The organism is Actinoplanes derwentensis (genome assembly GCF_900104725.1).
Lineage (GTDB): Bacteria > Actinomycetota > Actinomycetes > Mycobacteriales > Micromonosporaceae > Actinoplanes > Actinoplanes derwentensis.
Map to the genome: position 1 here is coordinate 2,578,808 of NZ_LT629758.1, position 21,948 is coordinate 2,600,755.

Annotated in this window: 19 protein-coding genes; 13 read left to right on the plus strand and 6 right to left on the minus strand. The window is 70.1% G+C overall.

The genetic code is table 11. The features are described 5' to 3' along the window. The first annotated feature begins 291 nt into the window (after window positions 1–291). Together BLU81_RS11910 and BLU81_RS11915 are read left to right on the plus strand one after the other, a co-directional pair. A complete protein-coding gene (locus tag BLU81_RS11910; RefSeq protein ID WP_197686201.1) occupies window positions 292–3,387 on the plus strand; it encodes an ABC transporter permease in 3,096 nt (1,031 codons plus the stop codon). Next, on the plus strand, window positions 3,384–6,434 hold the full coding sequence (locus BLU81_RS11915) for an FtsX-like permease family protein (protein WP_092544299.1): 3,051 nt from the start codon (window positions 3,384–3,386) through the stop codon (window positions 6,432–6,434). Before BLU81_RS11910 ends, BLU81_RS11915 begins: the two co-directional genes overlap by 4 nt. A 112-nt stretch (window positions 6,435–6,546) precedes the next feature. Here BLU81_RS11915 and BLU81_RS11920 read toward each other — a convergent pair whose 3' ends face one another. Next, on the minus strand, window positions 6,547–8,727 hold the full coding sequence (locus BLU81_RS11920; protein ID WP_092544301.1) for a PAS domain-containing sensor histidine kinase: 2,181 nt from the start codon (window positions 8,725–8,727) through the stop codon (window positions 6,547–6,549). A 19-nt stretch (window positions 8,728–8,746) separates the two neighbouring features. Next, window positions 8,747–9,886, minus strand: a complete 1,140-nt coding sequence (locus BLU81_RS11925; protein ID WP_172890533.1) for an FIST N-terminal domain-containing protein — start codon at window positions 9,884–9,886, stop codon at window positions 8,747–8,749. Window positions 9,887–9,987: 101 nt separating this feature from the next. Between BLU81_RS11925 and BLU81_RS11930 the strand changes: the two genes are divergently transcribed. Beyond that, the gene (locus tag BLU81_RS11930; RefSeq protein ID WP_092544305.1) at window positions 9,988–11,079 is read left to right on the plus strand and encodes a response regulator; all 1,092 of its coding nucleotides are present in this window, start codon (window positions 9,988–9,990) and stop codon (window positions 11,077–11,079) included. A gap of 62 nt (window positions 11,080–11,141) precedes the next feature. Further along, window positions 11,142–12,386, plus strand: a complete 1,245-nt coding sequence (locus BLU81_RS11935) for an HDOD domain-containing protein (RefSeq protein WP_092544307.1) — start codon at window positions 11,142–11,144, stop codon at window positions 12,384–12,386. 40 nt (window positions 12,387–12,426) lie between these two features. Here BLU81_RS11935 and BLU81_RS11940 read toward each other — a convergent pair whose 3' ends face one another. After that, window positions 12,427–12,960: a hypothetical protein gene (locus tag BLU81_RS11940; RefSeq protein WP_092544309.1), complete on the minus strand. Its 534-nt coding sequence runs from the start codon at window positions 12,958–12,960 to the stop codon at window positions 12,427–12,429. A gap of 22 nt (window positions 12,961–12,982) precedes the next feature. Next, on the minus strand, window positions 12,983–13,849 hold the full coding sequence (locus tag BLU81_RS11945) for a nucleotidyltransferase family protein (protein WP_157751496.1): 867 nt from the start codon (window positions 13,847–13,849) through the stop codon (window positions 12,983–12,985). A gap of 632 nt (window positions 13,850–14,481) precedes the next feature. On the opposite strand from BLU81_RS11945, the gene BLU81_RS11950 reads away from it, so the two are divergent. Further along, complete coding sequence (locus BLU81_RS11950) at window positions 14,482–15,210, plus strand: EAL domain-containing protein (protein WP_231954431.1); 729 nt, start codon at window positions 14,482–14,484, stop codon at window positions 15,208–15,210. Window positions 15,211–15,772: 562 nt separating this feature from the next. Then, window positions 15,773–16,558, plus strand: coding sequence for a glycosyltransferase family 2 protein (locus BLU81_RS11960; protein WP_092544315.1), 786 nt, complete (start codon window positions 15,773–15,775; stop codon window positions 16,556–16,558). A 198-nt stretch (window positions 16,559–16,756) separates the two neighbouring features. Here the strand turns inward: BLU81_RS11960 and BLU81_RS11965 are convergent, their stop codons facing one another. Then, the gene (locus BLU81_RS11965; RefSeq protein WP_231954766.1) at window positions 16,757–17,401 is read right to left on the minus strand and encodes a tetratricopeptide repeat protein; all 645 of its coding nucleotides are present in this window, start codon (window positions 17,399–17,401) and stop codon (window positions 16,757–16,759) included. Here BLU81_RS11965 and BLU81_RS50520 point away from each other — a divergent pair. The 3 genes from BLU81_RS50520 to BLU81_RS47950 are packed head-to-tail and all read left to right on the plus strand — an operon-like array spanning window position 17,317 to window position 18,273. Then, entirely contained in the window at window positions 17,317–17,976 is a 660-nt protein-coding gene (locus tag BLU81_RS50520; protein WP_092544317.1) for a phosphotransferase, read from the plus strand. The two genes, BLU81_RS11965 and BLU81_RS50520, sit on opposite strands and share 85 nt — an antisense overlap. Next, window positions 17,939–18,088 carry a hypothetical protein gene (locus tag BLU81_RS47945; RefSeq protein WP_157751498.1) on the plus strand — a complete coding sequence of 50 codons (150 nt, stop codon included), beginning with the start codon at window positions 17,939–17,941 and terminating at the stop codon, window positions 18,086–18,088. The genes BLU81_RS50520 and BLU81_RS47945 overlap by 38 nt, the downstream gene beginning before the upstream one ends. A gap of 11 nt (window positions 18,089–18,099) precedes the next feature. Continuing rightward, complete coding sequence (locus BLU81_RS47950; protein WP_157751499.1) at window positions 18,100–18,273, plus strand: P-loop NTPase family protein; 174 nt, start codon at window positions 18,100–18,102, stop codon at window positions 18,271–18,273. A gap of 320 nt (window positions 18,274–18,593) precedes the next feature. On the opposite strand, the gene BLU81_RS11975 is transcribed toward BLU81_RS47950, so the two are convergent. Continuing rightward, window positions 18,594–19,202: a methyltransferase family protein gene (locus BLU81_RS11975; protein ID WP_092544319.1), complete on the minus strand. Its 609-nt coding sequence runs from the start codon at window positions 19,200–19,202 to the stop codon at window positions 18,594–18,596. A gap of 73 nt (window positions 19,203–19,275) precedes the next feature. Here BLU81_RS11975 and BLU81_RS11980 point away from each other — a divergent pair, with 73 nt between their 5' ends. Genes BLU81_RS11980 through BLU81_RS11995 form a run of 4 tightly spaced genes read left to right on the plus strand, consistent with a single transcriptional unit; the run spans window position 19,276 to window position 21,600 of the window. After that, window positions 19,276–19,599: an ArsR/SmtB family transcription factor gene (locus tag BLU81_RS11980; RefSeq protein WP_092544321.1), complete on the plus strand. Its 324-nt coding sequence runs from the start codon at window positions 19,276–19,278 to the stop codon at window positions 19,597–19,599. Next, complete coding sequence (locus tag BLU81_RS11985) at window positions 19,599–20,327, plus strand: cation transporter (RefSeq protein WP_092544324.1); 729 nt, start codon at window positions 19,599–19,601, stop codon at window positions 20,325–20,327. Before BLU81_RS11980 ends, BLU81_RS11985 begins: the two co-directional genes overlap by 1 nt. Next, on the plus strand, window positions 20,282–20,965 hold the full coding sequence (locus BLU81_RS11990; RefSeq protein ID WP_092544326.1) for a DsbA family protein: 684 nt from the start codon (window positions 20,282–20,284) through the stop codon (window positions 20,963–20,965). The genes BLU81_RS11985 and BLU81_RS11990 overlap by 46 nt, the downstream gene beginning before the upstream one ends. After that, a complete protein-coding gene (locus BLU81_RS11995) occupies window positions 20,962–21,600 on the plus strand; it encodes a vitamin K epoxide reductase family protein (protein WP_373873334.1) in 639 nt (212 codons plus the stop codon). The genes BLU81_RS11990 and BLU81_RS11995 overlap by 4 nt, the downstream gene beginning before the upstream one ends. Window positions 21,601–21,948: the final 348 nt, after the last annotated feature.

Below are 21,948 nucleotides of genomic sequence, written 5' to 3' on the forward strand. Positions count from 1 at the left end.
CTCACCCCGGAAAACGGTGAGAAGAAGGGCGTTGCCGGCGATGCCCACCGGCCAGGCGAGCCCGCTGCGGCGCGGACCGAACAGCGCCGAGCCGAGCCCGAACGCATGCCGAGGATCTCCCCCGCTGGCGGAACGGCTGGTCCGCGGTCACCTGCCAGCGGGCGATGTAGAACGTAGTGATCGGATCGTCCGGCCAAGTCGCGGTTCGTCGTAGGCTCGCCACAGATCCGCAGTGCCCCCCACGCGCTGTGGCTATCGCGTAGCCTGCCCGTTGATCGGGGAGGGTGGAGTTTGTTCGCACTCGTTTTCGACGCGGTGCGGGCGCGGACCGCGCAGGTACTGACAATCTTCGTGCTGACCACGCTGGCCGCCACCGTCGCTGCCGCCGGTCCTTGGTACGCCTACGCATCCGCGACCCGCGCCGCCGAGGCGCAGCTGAGCGCCGCCTCGGCGGCCCAGCGCAACGTCTCGATCCAGACCGAGACCGATACCCAGAATGACGCGGCCGGCGCGCTCCGCCGGTTCGCCGACCTCGCCGCCGGTGAGCTGTCCAGCTCACTGGACCAGCCGGTGCGCGGGATCCAGCTGCGGCTGAGCGTCACCCGGGCCGGCGGAGACGCGAACATGGCGGTCGCCTACCGGGACGACCTCTGTCAGTACGTCCGCCTCGACGGGCCCTGTCCGTCCGCCCCCTTCCAGATCGCGGTCAGCAACACCACCGCCCAGAACCTGGGGCTGGAGATCGGCGACAAACTGACCCTGCTGGGCCGGTTGAGCGCCCCGTTCCAGTTCACGGTCGTCGCCCGTTACTCGATGCGCGATCCCACTGACCCGTATTGGAGCAATCCACTGTTCCGGGCCGAGGTCCGCGGACTGGACCCGGTCTTCACACCGGTCGAGACGTTCGGTTCCGGCGGGTTCTCGCAGCCGACGCTCACCTACGACGTCCAGGTCCCGCCAGACCTGATCCGCGGTGACGGCGGGCAGCGCCTCGGTGTCGCGCTGGCCGATGCCGAGGCCCGGCTGAACCTGGACCGGCTGCGGATGATCACCGGCATCGGCACGGTACTGAAGCGTATCGCCGAGGACCGGGACACCGTGCGCCGCGGCGTTCTGACCGTGGGCCTGCAGACGCTGATCCTCACCTGGTTCGCGATCGGGATCGCCGGACGTTGCACCGGCCGGGACCGGCGTACCGACCTGGCGCTGCTCAAACTGCGCGGCGTGAGCCGGGGCGGCATCCTGCGGCTGGCCTGGGGACAACACCTGGTGCCGCTGCTGCTCGGTGTGCTGGCCGGTGCGCCCGCCGGTCTTCTGCTCGCCGGTGGCCTGGCCGGGTCGGTGCCCCCGGGCGACCGGGGCGCCGCGCTGTTGCTCGTCGGAGCCGCCGTCGCCGCCGTACTGCTCGGCAGCCTGCTCGTGCTGAGCATCGGTGAGGCGCTGGTGCTGCGGCAGCCGGTCGCGGTACTGCTGCAGCGCTCGGCGATGGAACGCGCCGACTGGCGCTCCACCCTGGTCGACCAGGTGCTCGCCGCCGTCGCTGCCGCCGCGGTATACCAGGCCCGGTCCGGCGGGCCGGAGGACGGCCTCAAGGCCGCCGCGCCCGCGCTCGCCGCACTGGCGGTGGCACTGCTGGCCGCGCGGCTACTGGTACGCGTCGCCGACCGGGCCGGTGGCGTGGCCTTGCGTGGCGGGCGGCTCCGGCTCGGCCTCACCACCGTCCTGGTCTCCCGGCAACACGGCGTCGACCGGGTGTTCGCCCTGATCGTGGTGGCGGTCGCCATCTTCGTCACGGCGGCCGGCGGGCTGGCCGCCGACCGTACCGTTCGGGCCGATCGCAGCGCCGCGGAGCTGGGCGCCGCCCGGGTGCTCAAGGTGGAGGCGCCGAACCGTACGGCGCTGCTCGCGGCGGTCCGCCGGGCCGATCCGGGTGGCCTGGAGGCGATGGCGGTGGTCGCCGACACCACGACCATCCCGCCGGTGCTGGCCGTGGACACCACACGGCTCGCCGCGGTTGCCGAGTGGCGCCCCGAGTTCGGGCCGGTCGGTCTGCTCCCGGACGCGACGGCGGCCGGCAGCGTGAAACCGCTGCCGATGGTCACCGGCGACCGGTTGACCCTCCGGACGCGGTACGAGGGCACCGCCCCGGTCACTGTCGAGCTGCTGCTCCAGCACGAGGGCACCGGCCTGCCGGTGCAGGTCGACTTCGGTGTCCTGGACCCGGGCGAGGGTACGGTTTCAGCTCCGGCCCCCGGATGCGCCGCCGCGCCTGGCTGTCGCCTGGTCCGCTGGGGGCTGACCGTGCCGGGCTGGAGAAGCACGTGGAACCCGCTCCCGCCGGACACCGTGGTGACGCTGCAGAGCCTGCGGCAGGACGGCCCTGCGGTGGAGGTCCTGGACCCCGCCGGGTTCGGCGATGTCGGCTGGTGGCGGCCCGCCATCGGGGGCGTCGCCATCGACATCGCCACGACCGAAGACGGCCTGCGGCTGTCCGCCGACCGCAACGAGCTGGCAGTGCCGGTGAGTGGCACCGAGGTCTGGGCGTCCGACACCTCGATGCCTGTACCGGTGGTGCTGGCCGGCGAGGCTCCGGCCGAGTGGCGGCTCACCGATCCGCTGCTGAGCTCGTTCGGCCAGGTCCCGGCGCGGGTCGCCGGCACCGCGCGGGCCCTGCCCGGGCTGGGAACGACCGGGATCCTCGTCGACCTGGACGCCACCCGCCGTGTCGCGGGTGAGAGCGAGCCGCCCGGGCAGTTCCAGGTCTGGCTCTCCGCCGGCGCCCGCGCGGGCCTGGTGGCCGACCTGACCGCGGCCGGGCTTACCGTGATCAGGGACGACAGCGTCGCGGGACGATCCGCCGTCCTCGGCCGCCAGGGACCGGCGGCTGTCGCGCGGTTCGGGTCGCTGGCCGGCTTGGTCGTGCTGCTGCTCGCCGCGGCCACGACAGCCGTCGCCGTCGCCGTCGACCGGCCCATGCTGCGCGGGCACCTCGAGGCGCTACGCCTGCAAGGAATACCCGCCCCGGTCGCGGTCACCACGGGTTGTGCCGGGACGGCCGCCCTCGTACTGGCCGGTCTGTCGGTCGGTGTGTTCGCCGCCTCGATGGCCGGGCCGCTCACCCGGATCGTCGTGCCACCGTTCACCGACGGCTGGGCGGTGCTGCCGCCGCCGGCCACCCTCAGCGGCGCCGTGCTCGCGCTGTCCGCGCTGGTCGCCCTCGTCGTGCTCGGCGTGACCGGGTGGCTGTCGGTGCTGCCGATCCTTCGCAGCCTGCGAGCGCCCGGTTCGGCGCCGCCCGCCGCGCCGCCGCCTGACCGGCATGCCGGCGGCGTGCCGACTGGCGTGCCGGCCGGTCCCGGTGCCGACCCGAAAGAGGACGGTCGATGATCTCGCTGGTCTTCGTCATGCTCTGGCACCGCCGAGGGCAGGCCGTCACCCTGGCACTGCTCGGCCTGCTGGCGGTCACCTCCGCGGTCGCCGCGCCGGCCTATCTGATCGCGGTCGACCGTGCGGTCGCCGCCGGGCAGATCGCCACCGCCGCGTCGAACGAACTCGGCCTGGTGGCGAGCGCGGTGCAGAACGAGCGCGTCACCACCGAGGACGACACCCAGAACCCGAGCCAGGCGGAGCAGGGTGGTTTGCAGTTCGGCGACGTGGCCACGGCGCTGATCGCCCTGCCCGGCTTCACCTACGTCTACTCGGCGGAGTACTGGGTCATCGGCATCGACCCGAACCCGGCGAACGCCGATCTCTTCGTCTATCGCCAGGACGTCTGCGCCCACCTGCAGATCCTCACCGGCCGCTGCCTGGCCGCCGAAGGCGACATAATGCTCGGGGAGCACACGGCGCAGCGGCTGAACCTGAAGGCCGGCGACTCGGTCGAGCTACGGTCGGCCCTGCCGAGTCCGGATCCGAAGCGGAAGGTCTGGCTACCGGACGGGAAGCCGCGGCGCCTGCTGATCGCCGGCACCTACCGGCCGACCGAGCCGAGTGCCAGCTTCTGGGGCGCCCGCGGCTACTTCACCGCGACACCGGAGACCGGCCCGGGCGAACCGATCTTCACCGCCGCGGTGACACAGCAGACGATGGACCACGGCCAGATCACGCTGGCGATGGAGGGCCGGGCCGGGCCGGCCGCGTTGCACCCCGACCGTCTCGGCCAGCTCCGGGCCGACCTGCAGAGCCTGGATCGGACCACCGCCGACGTCGGCATGGCGGTGAAGATCGACACCGGCATCACGGCACTGCTGGACCGCATCGACATCGGACAGTCGTCGACCCGGCTGCTCGTGCCGGTGATGGCCGCGCCACTGATCCTGCTCGCCTGCTTCACCATCTTCCTCACCGTCGGCTACGGCCTCGAGGGCCGGCAGAGCGAGTTGGCGGTCGTCGCGCTGCGCGGCTCGCGATGGTGGACGCGGTGGTGGCTGGCGGCCGGCGAGAGCCTCATCGCGGTCCTGGCCGGTGCCCTGTGCGGCTGCCTGATCGGGCAGTTGCTGGTAAACGCGATCGCGGTGATCGTCTTCCCGGACGGCGGCATCCCCTCCAGCTGGACCTCCCTGCGCTACGCACCACTGGCTGCGGGGGCGGCGCTGCTGTCCGTGGTGGTGGCCCAGCGCCGCCAGTTCGTCGGCTCGGTCGCCGGACTGCTGCGCCGGAACCCCTCCGCCGCCAACGGCCGGTGGGCGATCGCGGCGGAGGTGCTCGCCGTACTCCTCGCCATCGCCGCCTCGGTCCAGCTCGTACTCTCCAAGGGGTCGCTGACCGGGGTGGGCCTGTTCGCACCCGCCATCCTGATGCTCGCCCTCGGCCTGCTCGCCGCCCGCGCCCTGCTCCCCTTGATCAGCCGGTACGCGGTCCGCGCTCTGCACCGCGGCCGTCTCGGTGTCGCCCTGGCCGGTCTGCAGCTCGCCCGGCGACCCGGCGCCGGCCGGCTCTTCGCACTGCTGACGGCCACCATGGCGGTGGCCGGATACGCGACCTGCGCGGTGGACACCGCCGCCGCCGGCCGCACCGTCGAGGCAACCCTCGGCATCGGTGCGGACCGGGTCCTCACTGTGCAGACGGCACAACCCCAGCAGCTGCTGGCCGCGGTACGCCGGATCGACCCGGACGGTGACTTCGCCATGGCGGTCACCCGGCTGCCCCCGGGCGGCTCCGCCGGCGACGCGCCCGGCCTGGCCGTGGACTCCACCCGGCTGGCGGCCGTCGCGGCGTGGCCGAACGACGGACCCGGCCCGGCCGAGGTCGCCAGCCGGTTGCGCCCGGAGTTGCCGGCTCCACCGGAGTTCCCCGGCCCGGACATCGCCGTCGACGTGTCGGCGTCCGGCCTGGTACCGGGCACGAAAGGCCTGCGGCTCCAGGTGTCGGTCTCGTCGCTGAACGGGATCGGTGACGCGGTGATCGAACTCGGTGAACTGCAGAACCGGTCGGCCACGTACAAGCAGAGGATCGCGGTCTGTCAGGAAGGATGCCGGATCGACGGCATCGGGTTCGCCCGGACCGGCTCGTCCCCCATCACCGCCTCGGTGGTGCTCCACGGCATGCGCGCCACCGGCACGCCCGTCGCCCAACTGGCCGACCCGAACAGCTGGCGGGCAAGCCCGGAGGTGCGGCTGGCGCAGGCGCCGGACGGCCTGCGGGTCGACTTCGCCGAATCGGTCAGCGTCTCCCAGCTCGTCTGGATCAAGCCGGCCAGCACACCGGACCCGATCCCAGTCGTCGTGGCCGGTGGCCGCCTCGCCGACGACGTCATCAGCGGCCTGGACGCCAAGCCCATGCTGATCACCGACACCGAGACCCTGCCGGTCGTGCCCCAACTGGGCCGCCGGGCCGTCGTGGTCGACCTCGAGTACGCGGACCGGATAACCATGAACGCCGGCCTCGGCAACGCTCCACAGATCTGGCTCAACGCGGCGGCACCGCCGGACATCCTGGACCGTGTCTCGGCACAGGGTCTCACCGTCTTCGCCGACGTCCGCTCCGATCAGTTACGCCGCCGCCTCGAACAGCAGGGGCCGGCGCTGGCGCTCTGGTTCCACGTACTGGCCGGCGCTCTGGCCGTACTGCTGGGAGCAGGCGCACTGGTGCTGGCGGCAGCGGTGGACCGGCGCCGCCGGGTCGAGGACCTCTCCGTGCTGCGGACCCAGGGGCTGTCTCCCGGCCCGGCCGGACAGGCGATGCTCTGGACGTACCCGGCACTGGCCGCTGTCGCCGTAGTGATCGGACTGTCGGTCGCGGCGATCGCGTGGCTGGTCACCGGCTGGGCACTGCCGCTCGCCGGCCCGTACCCGCCGGACCTCCCACTGCCCGGCTGGCCACGAGTCACCGTGCTGCTCGCGGTGGGTGCGGTGGTTCTGCTGGTACACACGGCCGTGGCCGTCGCCACGGGACGCGATCTGCGCCGGCGTGTGATGCGCCGGGGAACGCGTTGACACCGGGAGTGGGGTTGAGAACGGCGACCTTTCGGGGCTGACTCACGGTCGGCAGTTCGGGCATGTCGGCATGTCGATTGGTCGCGCGCCGATCAGCAGCACACTGGCGCCGTCATTCGGTAGTTCTTGTCTCCATGTGGGTGGGGATCCTGATGGTGAATTCGGCCCCTGCTCCGGGGGTGGACGTTACCTGGATGGTGCCGCCGTGCTTCTGCACGATGGTGGCGTAGGCCATGCTCAGTCCCTGCCCGGTGCCTTTGCCGACCTCCTTGGTGGTGAAGAAGGGGTCGAAGATCCGTAGCTGGGTGGCCTCGTCCATGCCGATGCCGTCGTCAGCGACGGTGATGCGGATGTCGTCCGCGGTCCGGGCGGTGCGGACGGTGATATGGCCGAGCCCGCCCCCACGCTGCGGTGCGGCCGCCTCGACCGCGTGTGCGGAGTTGACGATGAGGTTGAGGATGACCTGCTTGAGTTCACCTTCGTAGCAGGGTACGAGGCCGACGTCGGGGCCCAGGTCGAGTTCCAGTTCGGCGTGGTACTTCCACTCGTTGCGGGCGACCTGGGAGGTGCTCTCGACCGCGCGGTTGAGATCGACGTCGCCGAGGCCGTGACCGGGGTGGGAGAAGTCCTTCATGGCCCGGACGATCTGAGCGACCCGGGCGAGCCCTTCCAGCGACTCGGTCATCGCGGTGGGCACCTCGGCGACGAGGAAATCGAGGTCGAGGTCAGGGTCGATCGCGGCGATGGGTTCGCGGAGCTGGATGACGGCGTCCAACAGTTGGGTGAAGGACTGTTCGACGAAGCGGGTGTTGTCGGAGACGAACTGGATCGGAGTATTGATCTCGTGGGCGATGCCGGCCGCGAGTTGGCCGATCGCTTCGAGCCGGTTGGTCTGGTTGAGTTGGCGTTCCAGCGCGCTGATCCGGGTGACGTCGGCGCCGATGCCGATGACGCCGATGCGGCCGTTCCCGATGGGTTGGGGCAGTGCGCTCATCAGGATGGTGCGCAGGCTGCGGTCGGGGCCGGTCACAGTGGCATGGTGGTCGACGATCGGCTCGTTGGTCTCCAGCACGCGGGCTTCCAGGCCGGACAACAGCGTGGCGAGTTCGTCCGCCGCCCCGATCTCGTGCTCGGTACGGCCGGTGAGATCAGTGTCGGCCGGGAGGCCTCGGGTGGCGAGGAAAGCCGCGTTGTGACCCACGTAGCGGCCCTCGGGATCCTTCCAGTAGATGAGGTGCGGGATCGACGAGATGACCCCGGTCAGCACCGCCTTCTCCACCGACAGATCGGCAGCGAGTGATTCGGCACGGTTCTTGGCCGCCTTCTGCGCCTGTTCGGCGTTGTACCGCTTGGTGATGTCCCGTTCGACGGCCATCAGGCTGACGACGCCCTCGTCGTCGGCGACCCGGTACAGAGCCACACGCATCCAGCAGAACCGTCCGTCCTTGGTGCGGGTCTCGAACTCCGGGAGGACCATCGATTCGCCGACGGCCAGTGCGGAGAGGTCGAGGGGCGGGAGGGTGTCGGCGCCGAGCAGGTCGGTCCGCAGCCGCCCGGTCGCCTCCGCCCGGGTGTACCCGCTCAGGGTGATGAAGGCATCGTTGACCCACTCGATCCGGCCTTCGGTGTCGGCGATCACGACGCCGTCCTCCATGTGCCGGGCCACCAGGGCGAGCCGGGACGCTTCCCGGGTGGCGTGGTGCAGTTCCTCCTGGGTACGGACGGCGTTCGTCTCGTCGGTGAGGGTGAGCACGGCCTGGGCGTCGCCGTGGCCGCGTACCGGGTCGGCGCGTATCCGCCACCAGCGCGGGCCCTCGGCCGTCTCGACCTGGTGGGTGGCGGTGACCTGGCTCGCCTGGTTCCTCAGCATGTGCCGGACCTGGGTGGCCGCCTCCTGGGTCAGCGTGCCGAGCCCCTTCACCGACCGGTCCGCCAGCGTGAAGAAGCTGGTCGCGGTACGGTCACCCCGCGCCCGGTCCTGCATCGTGCCCCATACCTGGTTGGTGTCGACGATCCGGCCGTCACCGTCCAGGATGCACAGGCCCGCGTCGATCGAGTCGATGACGGCCCGTAGCAGCTGTTCGGCGTTGCGGATGCGCTCGGTGCGTTCGACCAGGCGACGTTGCAGCGTCATGTTGCGCTGCCAGGTGGCCAGGGCCGCGCTGTCGGGTTCCCCGGTGGTGCGCCGCTCGGCCGCGACGACCAGGGCGTCGATGGTGCGCCGCTGTTCCTCGATCGTGCGGCGCAGCGCCGCGGTCTCGTCGGTGTCGGGCTTCGTCGCGGTGTCGGTCATCGGGTCTCCTCGAAGTCGGTCAGCCGAACGCCACGGCCACCAGTGTCTGGTTCATGTGCATGCCGTTGAACTGCTCGCCGTATGTGCTGAAGCCGATCGCCCGATGCTCAGCGAGGAAGGTGCCGACCTTCTCGGCCAGCCCGTGTTCCTCGAACTCCAGGCGGCGCAGGATGCAGTCGAAGGTGAGTACGGCGCTGATCGAGCCGAGTTCGGCGGCGATCGCGTCGAACCGCTCGGTGAGCGTCTCCAGCATCCCTGCGGGCCGGCCGAGGCGCAGGACGTCACCGGTGTCGACCCGGGCGAACATGCTCAGCGACTCGTCGGCGTTGACCGCGGCGATGCTGCGGATCCAGCTCGACCCGCCCGCGTTCAGCAGCAGCGGATGCGTTGAGAACGTCGTCGGGCCGATGTCGGCCAGAGTGGTGCCGACCGCCTCCGCGTAGGCCGAGGCGGCGGGCCGCCCGTTGAACTGCCGGATGATCCGCCGGTCGGCGTCCACGTCGGTGGCCACCAGAATGGTGTCCGTCGGCTCGTGATGCTGCAGCCGCAGCAGATGGAACGGTGCCCCGGTCCGGACCAGCGTGACCGTGGCGGTGTTGGCCAGGAATTTTCCATCGTGGTAGACGGCGGTGTGGGCGAAGGCCAGATCGTCGCCGGCGGAGCCTCCCACGATCGGCACATCGCCCAGTGTCGCCATCAGGTTGGCGGCCAGCAGGTCTTCGTTACGGGTCAGCCCGTCGGTGAGCAACACCGCGAAGCCCTCGCCGTCGGCGGAGAGCTCCGACCGCAGCCCGGCCAGGGCCGAGCCGGCCTGTTCGACGGCGGTGGCGGTGTCGTCGAGAGGGCCGACCGTTATCGTCCGGGTCTGGAGGCCGCCCCCGGTGAGTGCGGCGGCGCAGATACCGGTCCGCTCGTAACCGTTCGGTCCGATGTTTCCGGAGCTGGTGCACCCGATGACCTGGTCACCGAAATGCTGTTTCAGTGCCGGTCCCACCACCTCGAGGTCGTAGCCGGTGGACACGAAAACCGTGTAGAGATCGGCCTGGGAGCCGAGCGCGGCGGCGATCTCGGCCACCGCGGCAGCGCCGTCCGACAGATGCGACGCCGCTGACGCGGCGGCGATGTGCTGCCCGCTTCGGGGCAGAGCGGTCGTGACCATGGATTTCCCCTGTCTGCCGCCTACTCCTTCGGCCCCGCGATGACGAAGCTGAGCTGCGCATTCAGCGTCGTTTCCCGGCGTACGGGACATATGCTGCGCCGGTGGCTGAGCGCATTCTGATGGTCGACGACGAACAGCGGCTCCTGGACGGTCTGCGACGCTCGCTGCACGGTCGCTATGTGATCGACTTCAGTACGTCGGGCGCTGACGCACTCGCGCGGATCGAAGGTGCTCCCAGCCCGTACGCAGTCGTGGTATCCGACATGATGATGCCGGTCATGAACGGCGCGGAGTTCCTCGCCCGGACCCGCGACGTCAGCCCCGACTCGGTGCAGATCATCCTCAGCGGCCAGGCCGACCTGACCTCCACCATCGCCGCCGTCAATGACGGAAACCTGTTCCGCTTCCTTACCAAACCGTGCGAACCGGACCACCTGACCCGCGCCCTGAACGCGGCCCTGCACCAGCACCGGCTGGTCATGGCCGAGCGGGAACTGCTTCAGCGCACTCTTGACGGCACCGTGGAACTGCTGACCGATCTGATGAAGGCGACCAACCCGCTCGCCGCGGCACGCAGCGAACAGTTGTGCGCCCTCGTCGACGCGGTCGCCCCCGCGGAGGCGTGGGAACCGCGGATCGCGGCAATGCTCGGGCAGGTCGGGCTGCTCGCCATCCCCGGCGAGGTCCTCGGCCGGGTTCGTGCCGGCGAGACCCTGGACTCGGAGTCCGAAGCCTTGTTCCACAGCCACCCCCAGTTGGCGTACGAACTGGTCAAGCGCATCCCCCGGCTCGGCCGCGTCGCCGACTGGGTGGCCGCGCAGCCGCTCACCGCCGGGGAGAAGCCAGCCGGTGAGGTCGACGAGCACCAGGCGCCGTACGCCGCCGCGGTCGCGTTCGTCGTGGGGGTCGAGGCGGGCCGAACACCGGCCTCGGTCGCCGCCGGGCTCACCCAGTACCCGAATGAGATCGTCCAATCCCTGCTGCGGGCCTACACGACGGCGAAGGTGCGCAAGCCCCGGAAGGTTTCCGGAGCCGAACTCATGGTGGGCATGGTGGTCGACCAGGACATCGTCACGAACAGCGGGCTCGTCCTGGTACGCGGCGGGGAACTGCTGACCGAGACGATGGCCATCCGCCTGCGCCACTTCGCCGAAGGCGTCGGCATCGTCGAACCGGTCGCGGTACTCGTCTGACCTCACCACCGAGGATTCCCGGCTCCACCGGTCGTGACCGAAGACATCAGGGAGGTGGCGGCGTGACACAGAAGCCACACGTCCTGTTCGTGGACGATGAACCACGCGTCCTCGACGGGCTGCGCCGGATGCTGCGTGGGCAACGAAACCGCTGGGAGATGTCGTTCGCCAGCGGTGGCGCAGAGGCGCTTCTGCTGATCGCCGAACGGCATTGCGACGTGGTCGTCACCGACTTCCGGATGCCGGAGATCGACGGCGCCGCGCTGCTGGAGAAAGTACGGAAGATGTCACCGGACACCGCCCGGATCATCCTGAGCGGCCAGACCAGCGCCGACAACGTCATGCGGGTGATGACACTCGCGCATCAGTTCCTCAACAAGCCAGCCGCCCCTGACGAGATCGTCGAGGCGATCGAACTGGTACTGGGCGCCCAGGAAACGACCTCGACGAGCGCCGGCATCATCAGCGACGTCTCCGGCGTATCAACGTTGCCGAGTCCTCCGGCGCTGCTCGCCGAACTGCTCAGCGTGCTCGAGGACGAGACGGCGAGTGCCTCGTCGATCAGCAAGGTGATCGAGGGAGATCCGGCCGTAGCCGCCAAGATCCTGAACCTCGCGAACTCGTCGGCCCATACGGCCGGCCGCCGGCTCGCCGACATCACCCAGGCCGTGGCACTGCTGGGCACCAACGTCGTACGAGGACTGGTGCTGCTGCACGACATCGTCAGCGTCTTCACCGAACGCGTACACCTGCCCACGGCCTGGCTGAACGCCCTCAACACGCACTCCGTGCAGACCGCTCAGCTCGCCAACCGGCTGTCCACCGGGGAGAGCTGGGCCCCGCACGCCTTCACCGCCGGGCTGCTGCACGAGGTCGGCCAACTCGTCCTCGCCACCTCACGCCCCGACCAGTTCGGCATCATCATCAGCGAGTGGCGACAGTCCGGCGAGGCGGCCGGCGCCGTCGCGAACGCCCCCGGGGCCGAGGCGCGGGATACCCCTGCACTCTGCGAACTCGAGTCCGCCAGACTCGGCACTTCACACAGCGATGCCGGCGCCAGTCTGCTGTCACTCTGGGGACTGCCCTCGGACATCGTCGAAGCCGCCGCTGGTCACGCGCGAACCGAGACGCCCACCACGGCCGGGGACCTGACCGCGGCCGTGGCGCTCGCACACGCGGTGGTGGAACAAGACTTCGGCGCGGTCTGTGGGACGCTGCCGACCAGCCCGCTCGACGAGGAGACACTCGGCCCCTCCGAGCGTCACCACATCCAGCGCTGGCGGGCATTCCTGCGTACTCCGAGGTGAGGCCCGCCAGTGTTCTGGGTCTGCCTCTGCTGGGCCGAAGTCAGCCCGCCGCCACCCGCCCCCGCTCCACGGGCAGCGGGAAGCTGCCCTGGCGGAGCGCCGCCCGCATGGCCGTCACACAACGATCGCGGGCGGCGTCCACCCGCCGGCGGTCATAGTGCTGTTCCAGGTTCATCTCCGCGTCGGTGGCACGCAGCGGTTTCTGCCAGGCAGTCTTCATCTGCACGCCGACTTCGGCCTTGGCCTCGTTGGCCAGCAGCCGGTAGGCGGCTCCGACCCCGGGTGCCTCGATGTCCAGCAGCGCCTGGTGGAAGGCGAGCCGCGAATAGATCCGGCTCACCTCCTCGGTGAGTTCCCGGCGCACCTCCACGGTGCCGGTGCGCCGGCGGATCCGGTACGGCATCTCCGCGTAGTCCTCAATGACGCTGAGCGCCTCACCGAACGCCCGGGCCCGGCGCTCGCGGCGCGCCCCGCGCTGGTTGAGACCATAGGTCATCAGTGCGGTGAGCGCCGCCCCGAAGATCGCGATGACCGGCACGATCACCGCCGCAGTCTGCGCGGCCGTCCAGGTCATACTGCGAAATCCATCCCGGACGTCAGAGTTGGTGAAGGACGCCGATGATTCTCGCAGCCGCGCCAGGATCCCATTGATCCGGGCCCGGCCCGAACAGCCGGTTGATCCCGTTCTGGCAGGGCAGGGCGGCGAAGGTCGCCGGATCGTCGCGGTGGGTGCGGCGCAGCCACGCCAGCGCGTCCCGATAGGCCGCCGAAGGTGACGCGGCCGAGCGATAGACCCGGTCGGGGACATTGAAGAGCAGACATTCGATCAGGTACGACGGGGCGAGCCAACCGTCGATCATCAGGTCCGCGCCGCCGAGCCGCCGGGCACGCTTGGCAGACCGGACCGCCGCCTTGAACCGGCCCTCGGTGCACCGGTCCTTGGCGTCGCCGTTACGCCGGTGCTGCCGGGGGAAGTTGACGATCGCCCGGCCGTCCTGGTCCCGGAAGAAGACGCCCTGCTCGTAGTAGTCGGCGCCGGGCACCGGGTACCAGCGATGCTCGGTGGCGACGAGCACGTCCACCATCTCCCCGAAGAGTGACCCGGGATCGTCGACGTTGAGGCAGCGGCGGCCCATCCGAACGGTGTACGACTTCCCCAGCACGGTCAGGACGTCATCGCGGAACTCCTCCCAGCCGTAGCCGGGGGCAGGCGCCGTGAGCATCAGCACCAGGTCGATGTCACTGCCCTGGTCGAGATGGGTGTCATTGACACGCGAGCCCTGCCCGAATATCTCGAACGGCCGCCCGTCGAGCATCGTGGACCGGCTCAGCGCCCGGCGTAACTCGTCCTCCGCCCAGTTCAGCAGGAATTGGCTCGGCGCTGGACTGCCGGACGGCCGTCGCGGTCGGGCCGGACGACACTGCGGTCTCGCCGTACCCGTCTGCGGCAGCCTTGTGGTCATGACGTCAAGTATGCGCTCAGGCCGGTTCGCGGAACAGATCGCGGCCCGGCACCAGCGGCCGTTCGCGAAGCAGCCCGCTGCGGCGCCCTCGCGTCGTCAGCAGCGGCGCCGTCCGCCATCCGGTCACCGACCAGTCTCGCGCACGATCCGAACCGCGCCCTCACGGAACTCACGGTCGGACCGTCGGCTCGTGTCGTCATTCGGGGGCGGCGGGATAGCAGGGGATGCGGACCAGCAGGCTGGCGCCTGGTGGTCGGTGTCGAGGGTGATGGTGCCGTTCCGCGATGGTGGTGATCGGTTGGGCGTGGGCGATGAAGGTCCGTTCGCGCTGGTCGGAAGAACGGATTAGCACGTCGGCGCCGCGCACGTGCTCGCCCAGCCAGATGAACGGGCAGCCGTCTGCTTGCCGGGTGAGGAACCTTCGTCTTCCAGTGCAGCCCGCGCTCAGGGCTTTCGTCGTCAGGGAAGTCGACGACAGGCAGCTCCGGCAGTCCGGGCCGAGGCGCGACGATTTCATTCGCGTCAGCCTGCCGCCCGTCCGGGCCGGCCCGGACGGGCGGCAGCCGGATTCTTGCGGTGATGGTGATGCCAGGCTGAACCGGGCTTGAGACAGCCCACCGATCGTTACCGGCATGACTTCGCCGCTGACTGCTTGCCCGGCCACCGTCGAGAGCGTGCACGCCGTTCTGGGTTCCGCCGCGATCGAGGCCACCTTCCAGCCGGTGCTTAGCCTGGCCGACAGCACTATCGTCGCCTACGAGGCGCTCGCCCGGTTCCCCGATCACCGCCTGCTCGACCCGGGAACCGCGTTCGCCGCGGCGAACCAGGTCGGTCTCGGTGTGGAGCTGGAACATCTGGCTCTGCGGCAGGCATTGTCCCGGCTCGGCGACGTCCCGGCCGGGGTCTACCTGAGTACCAACCTGTCCGTCGAGGCGATCCTGGACCCCGGGGTTCAGGAGACCGTGCTGACCCACGCGCACCGGCAGATCGCGGTCGAGTTGACCGAGCACACCCAGGTTCTGGACTATCCCCGGCTGGTCGCGGTCACCGACCGGTTCCGGCAGGCCGGGATCCCGATCGCGGTCGACGACGCCGGCGCCGGGTTCGCCAGTCTCAGCCACATCCTGCAACTGCGCCCGGACATCATCAAACTCGACATCACCCTGACCAGCGGCATCGACGTCGACCCGGTCCGGATGGCCCTGGCCCGTTGCCTTACCGGGTTCGCCAACGACATCGGTGCCATGCTCATCGCTGAAGGCATCGAGACCGCCGCTGAACGTGACAAACTCCTCGAACTCGGCATCACCTACGGGCAGGGGTACTTCCTGGGCCGCCCGGCACCCCTGCCCCACCACTGACACCAGCACCACACCGGCGGAAGCTGTGAGCGCTGAGATCGTGTCGCGTGTGGGCATCCGACCTCGAGACCCAGACCATGAACAGCAGCGCGCAGCCAGTCGTAGCGGCGATCGAGCGGGTCGCTCGGGCCGCCCAGAAGGTCGACGCCGTGCACGAAGCACACGCGATCGCCCGGCTGAGCATGTTCAGGTCAGGGCCCTCGTCGGCACCCATGGGATCCGGAGCCGGTTCGGCGGCGTCAGCCGGCAGCGCGCCTTTCAGCTGACCAGCCGGGTGGACTTCCCGTTCCCTGGCACCGACCTGGCGCAGGGCAAGGTGTGGCCCGCCGCCGACGCCGACGTCTGGACGGCCGAGTCCCGGCGGCCGCCGGCAGCCTGAATTCAGCGTGGACACCCCACCGCACACCCTGTGCCGCGGCGACAGTTCCACACTCCGTTCCAGGGTGCGGTGGCTGCCGGTGGGGCCGCCGAGTCGATTCGTGTCGTGCGGGGGTCGGTTTCTTGCGGGAGGGCGGAGTCTGGCCTGAGGTTGTCTTGAGACGGCGGGCCGATCTGGTGGGGCATGAACGCCACCGTGATCGCCGCCCCCGCCGCCCCCGCCGCTGCCGCCGCTGTGGCTGGTGTCGAGTTGAGTGTGGTGGTGCCGTACTTCAACCCGGGTGCGGCGCTGCGCCCGACGGTGCAGCGGCTGGTGGACTGCCTGGCCGAGGCGGGGGTGGCATTCGAGGTGATCGCGGTGTCCGACGGCTCCACCGACGGGTCGGCGGCGACGCTGGCCGGGCTGGCCGGGGTGACCGTGATCGACAACCCGGTCAACCAGGGCAAGGGCGCGGCGCTGCACCAGGGGTTCGCCGCCGCGAACGGGGCGTGGATCGGGTTCGTCGACGCCGACGGTGACATCGACCCGCGCCACCTGGTCGACTACCTGATGATCGCCCGCGCCGGTGGGCACGCCGTGGTGTACGCCGACAAGCGGCACGCCGGCTCGGTCAGTGCCGCGTCCGGGTTCCGCAAGCTGGTGTCGATCAGCTACTCCACCCTGGTCAGCACGATGTTCGGGCTGGGCGTGCGCGACACCCAGACCGGCTGCAAGGTGATCCGCCGCGACGCGCTGCTGGCGGTGCTGCCCCGGCTGCGCGAGCGCCGCTTCGCCTTCGACCTGGAACTGTTCGTGGCCACCCGGGCCGCCGGGATCACCGACGTGCAGGGCGCCCCGGTCCGGTTGGAGGCCCGGGTGGCCGGGTCGTCGGTCAGCACCGGCAGCATCATGCGGACCATCCGCGACACATTCGTCATCCACGGCCGCCGCCGCGCCGGCCACTACACCACCTACGCCCTGGCCGCCTGAGAGAGCGACCGTCGATTCACCCGCTGGCCCGGACACTGCCCGGGGCGTCATGGCTCCAGGTGTCCCCGTATTCGGTAGATTCCGGGACGGTACCCGACCGGCCGAGGGTGAGCGGTTGTTGCCCGCTGTGATGCGTGTTTCGGTTGTTGCTTGCTGGGTGGGGAGGGCTCGAGGCGTGTCCTGATCACGTTGAGTTGGTCAGGTCTCGGTGGGTGCCTGGGCCAGTTCCCGGCGTACCTGCTCGAGCATCGCCGTGTCATCGGCCAGATCGGGGTGCTCGACCTGCCGGTCCAGTTCCACGACCTGTTCCAGTTGCGCGACCGTGGCCGCCAGGTCACCGCTGTCCCGGTAGCGCATCGCCATGTTGTAGCGGGTCGCCGCCTCCCCCACCCGGTCCCCGACCTCCCGCCGGACGGGCAGGGCCTGCTCGTAGTAGGTCAGTGCCTGCCGGTAGTCGCCGAGCCCGACATACAGGCCGCCGATGTTGGTGAGGGTGGCGGCTTCGTCACCGCGGTCGCCGGCCTGCCGGTACAGGGTCAGAGCCTGCTCGTAGTCGTCCAGCGCCAGCCCGGGACGCCCGGTCGCCCGGTACGCCCAGCCCCGCTGGTAGAGGGCGTGAGCGTGCGGGGCGAGGGTAAGCGTCGCGCGGTGGCGATGGCCTCGACCTGGACGAACCAGGACCGCGGCAGCAGGATCCGGCCGAGGCGGCCGCCGGTGTCCCGGGCGATCGGGGCCTGCCTGGCCGAGAAGAGGCGACCGTGAGCGATCCGATGCAGCGGGGCCGCTTCGCAGCCCCGGTCCGCCGTGGGGAGACCGTCGAACGCTCGCCAGGTCCCGCCTCAGCCAATGTCCACGCCCTGCTGACCCATCTCGAACAGCAAGGCTTTGCGTTCTCGCCCCGGCTGACCGGCATGACCGCCGAGGGCCGCGAGATCCTGAGTTTCCTTCCCGGCGATTCCGGTGATCCACCGCTGACCGAGGTCCTACGCAGCGACGCCACGCTGATCAGCGTGGCCCGTGCTGGTCGGGCGCTGCACGACGCCACCCGAGGCTTCGTGACGCCGGAACCCGGACGCTGGCATCGGATGGAACTCGCCGTCCCGGCCGTGATCGACTGCATCGGCCACCACGACCTCGCCCCGTGGAATCTCGTATTCGACGACGGCGGCGAGGTGATCGGCATCCTCGGCTGGGACACCGCCGGCCCGTCGAACCGCGTCTGGGATCTCGCCTACGCGGCCCACCATCTGGTCCCGTTGCACCCGCCGGACGGCGTGGCCGGTTTCGGCTGGACCAGCGAACCCGACCGGGCCCGCCGGCTGCGGCCGCGACATCCGGCCCGACCACGTCCTGGACTTCGCCACCCTGCGCCTGCTGGCCATGGCCGTCTACATCGACGCTCAGGTACACGCCGGTGATCCGGCCTTCGCGGTCCACCGCGACGAGCGGCACGCCGACGGCTACCGCCGGGCCAACGCTTACATCCTCACCCACCGCGACGACCTGCTCGGCGAGGGCGGCAACCGATGACAGGGCACGGAATGCGGAAGATCGCGATCGTCGGGAACAGCGGCGCCGGCAAAACGGTGCTGGCCAACCGGCTCGGCACCCTGTTGGAGATCCCGGTGACCCACCTGGATGCGCTGCGCTACGACCCCGGCCTTCGCCGCCACCCCATTCGTTATCTCCGGTTGTCAAGTATTTGGACTGGTTAGCAGAATGTCGCAGTGTGAGCACGGGGATCCGGGCTGCAGTTGAGGTGCCCAGCGGCCCTGGACCCCACCGACATGACTACGGCCGAAACCGAGCGGCCGCTATAACCGGGCCGTGCAGCAGCCGTTTGAGCGGCTCCACGGGCATTTAGCCGCGACCATGGCCGCGACGCCGCGATCCTGCGACAGCTAGCCGGTCGGATCCGTTATGTCCGCCCTGACCGAGAGGTAGCCGGGACGCGGGGCCGGATACCCGGGCCAGATTTCACCGGTGCTGTTCGCGCATCGTGCTGTCCGTCGGTCAGCGGCGTCCGTGGTGAGAATCAGGCTGGCGTCCGCCCGACGCCGGGGAGGAACCGTCCGGTGCGGCGGGTGTAGCCGTCGTACGCGGCGCCGTGTGCGGATCGCAGGTGCGGCTCTTCGACGACGCGGACCTGCAGTTCGATGCCGGCGATCACGGCGGCGAAGGTGAGTAGCTGGGCCCAGGTGGGCGTCATGGCGGTGATGCCGGCGGTCGCGGTGATCATGGCGGTGAAGATCGGATTGCGGACGACGCCGAACACTCCGCCGGTCACCAGGGTTGTGCGTTCGCCGGTATCGACGCCGATTCGCCAGGAGGTTCCCATCGCGTGTTGGGCGGCCACGACGGCGGCGAATCCGGCTACCGCGACCGCGAGGCCGAGCCACTGGGTGGCGGTGTGATCGAGCCAGGCGACCGGGTGCAGGACCGCGGTCGCGTCCAGCAGCGGTGCGGCCAGCCCGCCGAGCAGTCCCGCGGCGAGTAGCACCTGGGCCCACCATGCCCAGGTGCCGGCTGGCGGGTGGCTGTGCCGGTGACCGGTGTCGCCGGTGCGGCGCCGGTGCAGCCAGGTGCGCAGGCCGAATGCGGTGAGAATGCCCGTCAGGTACAGGGCGAAAGCGAGTAAGGCCATAGCCGTTCCTCTCGATGCGCAGGTCTTGGAGTGGCGACAGTACAGCATTGGATGTACTGTTTTCAGGGTGGAGATGCTGACTCATGGCGCGGTGCTGGCCCGTTTCGGTCATGCGCTGTCGGACGCGACCCGGGCCCGGCTGCTGCTGGCTCTGATGGCGGAGCCGGGGTACCCAGCGCAGCTGGCGGAGAGGCTGGGCACGACCCGGCAAAACCTGTCGAACCATCTGACGTGCCTGCGGGGCTGCGGCTTGGTGGTCGCGGTGCCCGAAGGTCGGCGAGTGCGCTACGAGCTGGCCGACCGCCGATTGGCGCACGCGCTGGGTGACCTGCTCGGTGTGGTGCTGGCCGTCGACCCGGCCGCCTGCCCCGACGCGGCCGAGAAGGGCTGCTGCTGATGAGCCGCCCGTTGATCCAGATCGCCACCGCCGAGCCGTCGCCGCAGCGGCGGGCGCAGCTCAGTAGCCGGATCCGGCTACTGGTCGCCGCGACCATCACCTACAACGTGATCGAGGCGGTTGTCGCGATCACCGCCGGCACGATGGCGTCGTCGACGGCGTTGATCAGTTTCGGTCTCGACTCGGTGATCGAGGTGTCCTCGGCGGCCGCCGTCGCCTGGCAGTTCGCCGGCCGTGATCCCGAAGCCCGCGAGAAAGTCGCTTTGCGGATCATCGCGGTCTCGTTCTTCACCCTCGCCGCCTATGTGAGTGTCGAGTCGGTGCGGGCGCTGATCGGCGGGGCCGAGGCCGAGCACTCGTCGGTCGGGCTGGCGTTGGCCGCGCTGTCGCTCGCGATCATGCCGGGGCTCTCGTACGCGCAGCGCAAGGCCGGCCGTGAGCTGGGTTCCCGGTCGGCGGTCGCCGATTCGAAGCAGACGCTGCTCTGCACGTATCTTTCGGCGGTCCTGCTCGTGGGTCTTGCCGTGAACAGCTTGTTCGGTTGGTCCTGGGCCGACCCGGCCGCCGCCCTGATCATCGCTGCCGTCGCGGTGAAGGAGGGCCGGGAGGCCTGGCGCGGCGACGGCTGCTGCGCCGTCCCGGTTCCGGCCGCGCAGGCCCCTGGGACCGGTGATGTGTGCGGATGCGCGCCCGGCTGCGACTGCTGCGGGCCGGCGTCGACGCGGTAGGCGGCACTTACGTTCGGGGTGTCATCGTGCAGGACACGTCGGCACCGCAAAGGGGCCGCCGGGCCGGGACCGGGCCGGCCAAGCCCACGAAGTCCGCGGAGGCCACTCAGGTGGTCCGCGACGACAGCCACCGCCTGTCCACGGCCGCCGACGGCAAGGTCACCGTCGTGGAGTTCCTCGACTTCGAGTGCGAGGCCTGCGGTGCCGCCTACCCCGGCGTGGAGAAGCTGCGCGCCGAGTACGGCGACAAGATCACCTACGTGGTGCGGTACTTCCCGATCGCCAGCCACCCCAACGCCTTCAATGCCGCCCACGCCGCTGAGGCTGCCGCCCGTCAGGGCAAGTTCGAGGACATGTACGTCAAACTGTTCGACAACCAGGCCGCGTGGGGCCACACCGAGCAGTCCCGGGCGCCGGTCTTCGAGCAGTACGCGAGCGAGCTCGGCCTCGACATGACGAAGTTCAAGGCCGACGTGGCGGGCCCAGAGGTCGCCGAACGGGTCAAGTCCGACGCGGCCGACGGCACGGCACTCGGGGTCCAGGGCACGCCGACGTTCTTCGTCAACGGCGAGAAGTACACCGAGCAGCCCACCTACGAAGCGCTCAAGGCCACCATCGACAACGCGCTCGCCCCGTGACGGCCACCGCCGACATCGCCGCCCAGGTGGACGGCGACCACCACGATGATCAGCCGGCGCTCACCGACCGGCTGATCGGCTGGATCCTCACCGTCGGCGGCCTGGCCGGCGCCCTCGCAGCGTTCGTGCTGATCGTCGAGAAGGTGGCGCTGCTCAAGGACCCGTCCTACACCCCGAGCTGCTCGATCAACCCGATCCTGTCCTGCGGGTCGATCATGACAACCACCCAGGCGGAGGTGTTCGGGTTCCCGAACCCGCTGATCGGTGTGGCCGCCTTTCCCGTGGTGGCCGCTTCCGGCGCGGCGGTGCTGGCTGGGGCCCGGCTTCCGCGCTGTTGGTGGCTCGCCTTGCAAGGCGGTGCGTTGTTCGGGGTCGGGTTCGTGCACTGGCTGTTCTTCCAGAGCCTGTATCGCATCGGCGCGCTCTGCCCATACTGCATGGTGGTGTGGATCGTCATGATCGTGGTCTTCTCGTATCTGACGCTTTACAACGCCGAACGTGGCCACTTGCGTGCCCCGCGCCGGGTCACCGATCTGCTGGTGCGAATACACAGCACAGTCCCGCTGCTGTGGCTGCTGATCCTGACCGTACTGATCGGCGTCCAGTTCTGGGACTACTGGCGCACCCTGCTGTGAGCTGCGGGACCTTGACGGCGCCGATGACGACCACACTGGAGAAGTTGATGCGTGGCGATTGCCGTACGCAACACCCGTGTGGAGCGGGATCGATCCTTCCGCGACACTTGGCGACGATCGCCGCGGTCGCGGCTGGCCTGTTGACCAATCTGCTTGGTGCGGCTGGTCATGACCGCCGTCTCCGGGAAGTACGCCGTCCTTGACGGGCAGCCATGCGTCGTGGTGCCGGTAGTCGGCCGCTGACGAGGTGAGCAGACATTCCCGTGTCGTTCACAGCGAGGGGCTGGGCGCGGTCAGGCGGCCAGCCCCTCGCTAAGACTGCTCAGCTCAGAGGGCATTCGAGGAATT

Excerpts from the sequence above, each read along its gene's own strand:
- BLU81_RS11960 (WP_092544315.1), top strand. The coding sequence starts at position 15,773 with ATGAACGCCACCGTGATCGCCGCCCCCGCCGCCCCCGCCGCTGCCGCC.
- BLU81_RS11945 (WP_157751496.1), bottom strand. The coding sequence starts at position 13,849 with ATGACCACAAGGCTGCCGCAGACGGGTACGGCGAGACCGCAGTGTCGT.
- BLU81_RS11940 (WP_092544309.1), bottom strand. The coding sequence starts at position 12,960 with ATGACCTGGACGGCCGCGCAGACTGCGGCGGTGATCGTGCCGGTCATC.
- BLU81_RS11920 (WP_092544301.1), bottom strand. The coding sequence starts at position 8,727 with ATGACCGACACCGCGACGAAGCCCGACACCGACGAGACCGCGGCGCTG.
- BLU81_RS11925 (WP_172890533.1), bottom strand. The coding sequence starts at position 9,886 with ATGGTCACGACCGCTCTGCCCCGAAGCGGGCAGCACATCGCCGCCGCG.
- BLU81_RS11915 (WP_092544299.1), top strand. The coding sequence starts at position 3,384 with ATGATCTCGCTGGTCTTCGTCATGCTCTGGCACCGCCGAGGGCAGGCC.
- BLU81_RS11950 (WP_231954431.1), top strand. The coding sequence starts at position 14,482 with ATGACTTCGCCGCTGACTGCTTGCCCGGCCACCGTCGAGAGCGTGCAC.
- BLU81_RS11980 (WP_092544321.1), top strand. The coding sequence starts at position 19,276 with ATGCTGACTCATGGCGCGGTGCTGGCCCGTTTCGGTCATGCGCTGTCG.
- BLU81_RS47945 (WP_157751498.1), top strand. The coding sequence starts at position 17,939 with ATGGCCGTCTACATCGACGCTCAGGTACACGCCGGTGATCCGGCCTTC.
- BLU81_RS11990 (WP_092544326.1), top strand. The coding sequence starts at position 20,282 with ATGCGCGCCCGGCTGCGACTGCTGCGGGCCGGCGTCGACGCGGTAGGC.
- BLU81_RS11985 (WP_092544324.1), top strand. The coding sequence starts at position 19,599 with ATGAGCCGCCCGTTGATCCAGATCGCCACCGCCGAGCCGTCGCCGCAG.
- BLU81_RS11975 (WP_092544319.1), bottom strand. The coding sequence starts at position 19,202 with ATGGCCTTACTCGCTTTCGCCCTGTACCTGACGGGCATTCTCACCGCA.
- BLU81_RS47950 (WP_157751499.1), top strand. The coding sequence starts at position 18,100 with ATGCGGAAGATCGCGATCGTCGGGAACAGCGGCGCCGGCAAAACGGTG.